This is a genomic window from Mesorhizobium sp. M7A.F.Ca.US.002.01.1.1, assembly GCF_004022955.1.
GTDB lineage: Bacteria > Pseudomonadota > Alphaproteobacteria > Rhizobiales > Rhizobiaceae > Mesorhizobium > Mesorhizobium ciceri.
Genome location: NZ_RZQE01000378.1, coordinates 1 through 5880 on the forward strand (window position 1 = coordinate 1; position 5880 = coordinate 5880).

The 5880-nt window shown below is 65.7% G+C and carries 12 protein-coding genes; all 12 read right to left on the minus strand.

The annotated features are described in order from the left end of the window. A partial coding sequence (locus EN932_RS27065; RefSeq protein WP_206618962.1) for a phage tail length tape measure family protein occupies positions 1–1171 on the minus strand: 1171 nt, incomplete at its 3' end. Next, positions 1168–1440, minus strand: a complete 273-nt coding sequence (locus EN932_RS38085) for a DUF1799 domain-containing protein (protein ID WP_164890635.1) — start codon at positions 1438–1440, stop codon at positions 1168–1170. The genes EN932_RS38085 and EN932_RS27065, both read right to left, overlap by 4 nt. A 104-nt stretch (positions 1441–1544) precedes the next feature. Then, positions 1545–1916 (minus strand): hypothetical protein, encoded by a 372-nt coding sequence (locus EN932_RS27075; RefSeq protein WP_128369201.1) that lies wholly within the window; start codon positions 1914–1916, stop codon positions 1545–1547. 57 nt (positions 1917–1973) lie between these two features. Beyond that, the gene (locus EN932_RS27080) at positions 1974–2903 is read right to left on the minus strand and encodes a phage tail tube protein (protein ID WP_128369202.1); all 930 of its coding nucleotides are present in this window, start codon (positions 2901–2903) and stop codon (positions 1974–1976) included. 2 nt (positions 2904–2905) lie between these two features. Further along, entirely contained in the window at positions 2906–3097 is a 192-nt protein-coding gene (locus tag EN932_RS27085; protein ID WP_128369203.1) for a hypothetical protein, read from the minus strand. Beyond that, a complete protein-coding gene (locus EN932_RS27090) occupies positions 3094–3333 on the minus strand; it encodes a hypothetical protein (protein ID WP_128369204.1) in 240 nt (79 codons plus the stop codon). The genes EN932_RS27085 and EN932_RS27090 overlap by 4 nt, the downstream gene beginning before the upstream one ends. Then, positions 3333–3764 (minus strand): DUF1320 domain-containing protein, encoded by a 432-nt coding sequence (locus EN932_RS27095; RefSeq protein WP_128369205.1) that lies wholly within the window; start codon positions 3762–3764, stop codon positions 3333–3335. Before EN932_RS27095 ends, EN932_RS27090 begins: the two co-directional genes overlap by 1 nt. Next, a complete protein-coding gene (locus tag EN932_RS27100) occupies positions 3761–3973 on the minus strand; it encodes a hypothetical protein (RefSeq protein ID WP_128369206.1) in 213 nt (70 codons plus the stop codon). The genes EN932_RS27095 and EN932_RS27100 overlap by 4 nt, the downstream gene beginning before the upstream one ends. A 2-nt stretch (positions 3974–3975) precedes the next feature. After that, entirely contained in the window at positions 3976–4470 is a 495-nt protein-coding gene (locus tag EN932_RS27105) for an HI1506-related protein (protein WP_128369207.1), read from the minus strand. A 111-nt stretch (positions 4471–4581) separates the two neighbouring features. Then, positions 4582–5052, minus strand: coding sequence for a Mu-like prophage major head subunit gpT family protein (locus EN932_RS27110; protein ID WP_245483331.1), 471 nt, complete (start codon positions 5050–5052; stop codon positions 4582–4584). Further along, entirely contained in the window at positions 5030–5467 is a 438-nt protein-coding gene (locus tag EN932_RS27115) for a hypothetical protein (protein WP_128369209.1), read from the minus strand. Before EN932_RS27115 ends, EN932_RS27110 begins: the two co-directional genes overlap by 23 nt. Positions 5468–5524: 57 nt before the next feature. After that, positions 5525–5880, minus strand: a 356-nt coding sequence (locus EN932_RS27120) for a phage protease (protein ID WP_206618963.1), incomplete at its 5' end; no start/stop codon positions are given.

Sequence of the window (5880 nt, forward strand, 5' to 3'; positions counted from 1 at the left end):
CATCAGGCGCGCCCTTGGCGATCGTGCCGCGAAGATAGTCGATCTCCTTGCCGAACTCCGAGAATTGCGAGCTGGCAATCACCCCGAGCTGGGAGCCGCCCGCAAGGCCATTGTCGTTGGCGACCATGCCCTTGGCCGCCTCCTGGGCGGCCTGGCTCAACGACGCTTTCAGCTCCAGCTCGGTCTGCACCGATTTGATCGCAAGCGCGCCAAAACCTTCGCTCGCATAGGCCTTGATGCCCGCCGTGGCATCGCCGGCCCAGGCCTGCTTCAGGTCCTTTATGTTGGCTTCGTGATCCTTGAGGACGCCATCGATCGAGCGGATGCTTTCCCGCGTGACGGACGCATAAGTGAGCAGCGCGGCGGTGCCGGCGATGATACCGGTGGCGACCAGGCCGACCGGATTGGAAAAGCTGACAAAGGCAGCCGCTCCGCTGATCAGGCTGCCGGCGGTCGATTTGACGCCGCTTGCGATCCCAGCCAGCGAGCCGCGCAATCCCTTCGGGCCGCTTTCGAGCGCGTCGTAGACCTGGCCGGCCTGCGACGCGAAGATCATCATCGGCGATGCGCCCAGCGCCCACATGGTGATGACGTCGTTGCCTTGCTGGGACAGCCGGAGCATCTGGTTCGAGGTCAGCTGGGCGGCACCGCCTACGGTGCCGAGAACGCCGGCTGCCCGTGCGCCTTGCTGGGCAAAGACCGTGTACCTGGTGTTGAGGCCATCGACCGCCACCTGGTGTTCATGGCTTGAAATCGCACCCAGCCGGTGCGCGGCGTTGATGTCGTCAAGCTCTGCCTCATACAGTTTCGAGGCGGCGAACAGCGGATTGTAGCGGGCGCGCAGCGCGTCGAGCGAGCGACCGTAGGCCTCGATGTCGGCCGAGCGGTTGCTGTTGTTGGCGAACGGCGTCCCGACCTGCGCCACGTTGTTGCCGATGCTCAGCCGCTGGTCGATCGCCGCCCGTAAATTTCGTTCGGCGGCGGCCTGGGCGGCGATCGCCGTGGTGGCGCCCCGCGCAGAGGCGGCGACCTGGTCGTTCGCCGCCACCATGGCGGACGAGGTTTGGCGTGCCTCGACGCCCAGCGCCTTGACGCCGGCCGTGGTCTGGTCAGTCGCCGCCTTGGCGCCCGTCGCGTCGCCGGAGATGACCAGGGCAAGAGGTAGGGTCATTCGTCGATCTCGCCCATGGCTTCGAGCGCGGCGCGCTCCATGACGCAGATGTCGTCGAACAGACGGCGTTCCTCGGTGCGGTTCCGGCGGGCATAGACCGGCCTGGCGGAGGCGTAGTCGATGCCGAGCCAGATCAGGCGGCTGCCTTCACCGACAGCGACGGACACCGCCCGCCACTGGGTTTCGCAGCGGAGGAATGCCATTAACGATTGCCTGTTGATCCGCCACACGGGGATAGCCTCATCGTCATCATCTGCCTCGACCGTCACGCCGAGCCCGGCCCATTGCGCGACCAGGTCGCTGTCGATCTTCGTGGGTACCTGGGGGTCGCTGCGGCCGGCGCGGGCGAAGGCCCATTCCCGCGCGACCGCTCTCAGTTTCCCTTTCGCGCCTCGTCGGGTGCCAGCGAGCGCATGTAGGCTTTGTACAGGCCCCGATTGAACCAGGAGTACTGCAGACAGGCCTTCAGCGTCTCTTCGCTGAATGGCACCTGCTCACCCTTCTCGTCGGTCACGTCGCGCCAGTTCTTGCAGACCCGCAGCAGCTCCTCGTGCTGACGATTTTTCTGCTCTTCGGGCGGCAGGGCGTTGATCTCCTTCATCATGGCATCGGCTTCGTCCGCCGGCATGGCCTGGAACTGCATGGTGAAGGATTGCGTGACAGTCTTGCCGGGCTTGTCGGGATCGGGACAAACGACCTCAACCGGCCACCAGAAGACGTGGGCGTCGACGATCTTGAACTTCATGCGAAGGGCCTTTCAAACGGGTTTCAAAGGGGGCGGAAAGTGGGAGCGCGGGCGCTCCTACTTGACCGTTATCTTCAGCTCGTCGTCGCCGGCATCGGTGCACAGCATGAGCGGCAGCGAGTAGTTGATGATCTTCTGCGTCTGGCCTTCGGTCGGGCGCCCGATCTCGACGGCCGGCGCATCGAACATGACGATGTTGCCCGCCACCGTGCCGTGCTGGGCAGCCAGCGCCCCGCGCGTCCTCGCCTGGGCCGCCGCAAACCAGTTGGTGGTCGCGAGCAAGCGCGCCTCGACCACACAGGTGCCGCTCGGGTTGCGATCGACGAGCTGGACGTTCTCGTCGCCGATAAGGAAGCGCGGCTCCACCTGGTTGCCGAGGTCGATCGCCACGCTCTCGGCCACCGCCGAGGCGCCGAGCAGCGACAGGGTGGTGTTGGCCTTGTTGACCGGCAGCGGCACCTGGAATGCGCTGTAATCGACGGTTGGCAAAGCCGCGTCGGCGATCGTGCCGAGCAGGCCGGTGAAAGTGAAGGTGAAGTGCGGGATCTGCTTGGGCGTCAGGTCGATCGAGACGTTGCCGCGCGTGCCGAGCAGGATGTGGCGGACGCCGTCATGATTGAAGTACAGCGTGCCCGCCTCGAAGGCGCCCGAGATCGGATCGTACTGGACGTCGACCCCATCATCGACGGTTTCGGCCAGGCCGCACATGCGCAGCAGCACGCCGTAGCCTGGGACGTCGCCTGCAGCACCGGCACCGGCGATCTCGACCTGACCGGCCACCGTGGCATAGGTGCCGACCAGGATCACGCCCTGCTGGCCGAGATAGGGCAGCATCAGGTCTCGCGATGCCTGATCGCCGGCCAGCGGCGTGATCGTCACATTGTTCATCTGGATGGCATTGGCGGCACCGGTCGGTACCGGGTCGGTGCCATAGGTGACTTCGAGTTTCGCCAGGACGGCGAGCTTTCGGTAAAAGCGGGATGCCATGGTTACTTGCCTTTCCCAGCCGGATGTCCGGCGCCAGTGTCATCGGCCGGCTTGACGGCCGGCGCGCGCGACGGAGACGCGGCCGGCTTGGCCGGTGCCTCCGGATTGGTGAAGTCGCCATCGCGGACAAGCTTGCCCGTTGCCCGGTCGATGACGTGGCGGCCCGCCGGGCGCGCCTGGTAGGACTTGGTCATGGTTGCTCCTCGAGGTAGCTGGCGGCACCGAACACTTCTTCCCACCAGACGGTGCCATTCTTGGTTTTCAGCAGTTCGCCCGAGACGTGCTCGATCGGATCGGCGGAACCAGGCGTCACGAAGCCGATCAGGCGCCCGCGCATGGCGCGTGCTGGGTTTTCGGCCGCGCGCGAGAGCTGGGCGAGCCGATCGTTGACCGCCTGGTCGTTGAGAGCAAGCTTGATCCCGTCAGCCATCAGAACCCCTTGAGGCTGTCGCGGGTGAAGACGCGGTTCGGCGCGCTGGTCTTGATGGCGCCGCCGCCGGCCGGCTCCGGAGCTTCGCCGCCGTCGTCAAGCTCGATAAGCCCCTTGGCGACATCCTTCAGCCAGGCGACGGCCTGGTTGTAGGCTGCCGTCACCGGGCTGTCCTTGTCGGCCGCCTTGCCGTGCAGGAAGTAGCGCGCGAGATCCGCAGCCACCTTGACCAGGATGTCGGGCACGGTCACCAGCGGCAGCGAGTACTTCTTGGCGATGTAGCCGTCGATCAGGGCGGTGGCGTCGTTGACTGCCCGGCCGACAACGGTGTCGTCGATCGTCGTCGGCGGACGGTTGGTGCGGTCGGTCAGCTCCCGCAGCTCCTTTTCGCCGAAGCGGTCGATCAGATCCTGTTTGACCGCGTAGCTCATGCGGCCGCCACGAAAAGCCAGATGAAGTAGGCGAGCCAGACCAGCAGCGTGGCCGCCAGGGCGGCAACGAAACGGAGCAGCGCCGAAAGCGCGGCTCCGAAGTCGTAATCGCCGCCATGGGCGCTGCTGCTCGGCCAGAAGATCGTGCCGGCCCAGATCAGGACTGTCAGCGACAGTGGCAACAGCCAAATGGGCAGGATGGCGTGCACGGTCAGATCAGCTCCACGACCAGGTTTGGTTCGGCGAACAGGGCCTCCAGCTGCTCGGGGCCTTTGAACGCCCCGAGCTGATGCTCGACCGGCGCCTTGGAGTGGGCGATGCCGGCGCGGCGGAAGCCGTCAACCTTGGAACGGATGCGAAGGCCGGCCGGCAGTTCGTCGCCGTTCTGTTCCTTCCAGGCGTCGATCGCGGCCGACATGCGCGGAAATTTGGCGCGAAACTCGGCTTCGGTGTCCAGGTGCCCGCCCTGGCCGCCAAGTGCATCGAGCGCGTCGTCCAGCGCCAGCGAGCCTGCGGAGCCGGCCGTCTCGCCGGCCCCGCCCTGGTCGTCGCTCTGCTCGCTGGTATCGGTCCCCGTCGCCGCCCCCGACGACGGGGCATCCTGGCCTTGTGCAGCTCCCGCCGCTTCCAGGCCGGATGTTTCCTTGGGAGCGTCAGCCACCATTTTTGGAGCCTTGGCCTTCGCTTCGCGCAACGCTTTTGCCATCGTTCAATCCTCGTTTTCGGGGTCTTTGAAAAGGAGCCTCGGGCGGGCTGCTTTTCAAAAACCCCACCGGCACCGTTGGGGATGCCGGCAGGGGCGAATTCGGCGAGCCGATCAGGCCAGCCACGGAACCTTGAGCAGCTCGGCGGTTCCCTTCCACTCGTTGGTCTCGCCACCGGCGCCCAGCTCGTTGTTGAGGATCTTGAGGCCAGCACTTTCGAGCGACGGCGGCACGACCAGAAGGTCGGGCGACACGCCGATCGGGCGGCCATAGTCGCCCTTCATCGAGCCGAGCGCGGCACGAGCGATCGCATAATTGGCCGCCGTGAGGGGCTGCTTGGAGCCCCAGCACCACTGCCAGAAGCCGAACCCGACCGCCCAGCGGCCATCGGCGCCGTACAGGAACTGCTTGTTCATGAAGACATTGTCGTCAGTCGGAGCGTCCTTGCTGACGAACTGCGCCTCCTTGCGGATCTGCAGGATCAGCGGATTGATCGGCTGCTTGCTGTCGATCAGGAACCAGGGCGTGCCAGCACCACCATCGGTATTTGCGACGGAAGCCTCAGCGCCGTTTTCGTCGAGCACCACGTGATCGGTGTCGAAGAAGTTCGATGCCGACGATGATGCCGGCCGCCGACCTGGTCGGAGCGCCCACGGTCAGCCCGTTTGTCTTGGCCACCGTCTGATCGTCGACCGCGTAGCAGGGCTTGCCAATGTCGGCGATGGTGATCGCATCGGCCGCCGCCGAGTTCGCCACCTTGAAGACGCCCTGGGCGACATCGATGTTCAAGTCGCCGGCCGCACCATCGGAGTTGTCGACGCGGTGGTTGGCGATGCCGACACCGGTCAGGCCGAGAGCCGTCGCGCCCTTGGTGGCGTAGCCGGTGGCATTCCGCATGACGATCGAGCCGGAATAGATCAGCGTCGCGGCGGCCACGCCGAGCGACAAGATCGTGCCGACCAGCTGGGAGGTGTTGCGGTCCTGGGAAAGAGCGGTCATGAAATCAGGTTCCTTCAGGTGGGGACGTCGCCCCGGTTGATCAGATCAGCGGGCGGCCTAGGCCTTCGCCTCAGCTTTCAGGGTCTTCTTGAAGTCGTCGGCGGTGATGCCCATCGCAGAGCAGACCGCGAGCTGAGCCTCGGTGAGATCGGCGGCCTCGCCATCCTTCCTTGGTGTCTGCAGCTGCGGCGCGGTCAGGATCGGTGCCGAGCCCACGAACGTCTCGAACTTGGCCGGGTCAGCCTTGAACAGGGACAAACCCCAATCCTTCAGCGCCGGGATCAGCTTGCCGGCCTTCATGGCGGTGTTCACCGCTTCCTCGGCCTTCCCGTCGACCACGGCGCCTTCCAGCGTGTTGAGCCGGGTCTGCAGCTCGGTCACGGCGGCGATCGCCGGCAAGGTCGACCCGACCA

Bases quoted from the DNA above. Each gene is read 5' to 3' on its own strand.
- EN932_RS27105 (WP_128369207.1), bottom strand. From the start codon at position 4,470: ATGGCAAAAGCGTTGCGCGAAGCGAAGGCCAAGGCTCCAAAAATGGTG.
- EN932_RS27080 (WP_128369202.1), bottom strand. From the start codon at position 2,903: ATGGCATCCCGCTTTTACCGAAAGCTCGCCGTCCTGGCGAAACTCGAA.
- EN932_RS27095 (WP_128369205.1), bottom strand. From the start codon at position 3,764: ATGAGCTACGCGGTCAAACAGGATCTGATCGACCGCTTCGGCGAAAAG.
- EN932_RS27115 (WP_128369209.1), bottom strand. From the start codon at position 5,467: ATGACCGCTCTTTCCCAGGACCGCAACACCTCCCAGCTGGTCGGCACG.
- EN932_RS27090 (WP_128369204.1), bottom strand. From the start codon at position 3,333: ATGGCTGACGGGATCAAGCTTGCTCTCAACGACCAGGCGGTCAACGAT.
- EN932_RS27075 (WP_128369201.1), bottom strand. From the start codon at position 1,916: ATGAAGTTCAAGATCGTCGACGCCCACGTCTTCTGGTGGCCGGTTGAG.
- EN932_RS27085 (WP_128369203.1), bottom strand. From the start codon at position 3,097: ATGACCAAGTCCTACCAGGCGCGCCCGGCGGGCCGCCACGTCATCGAC.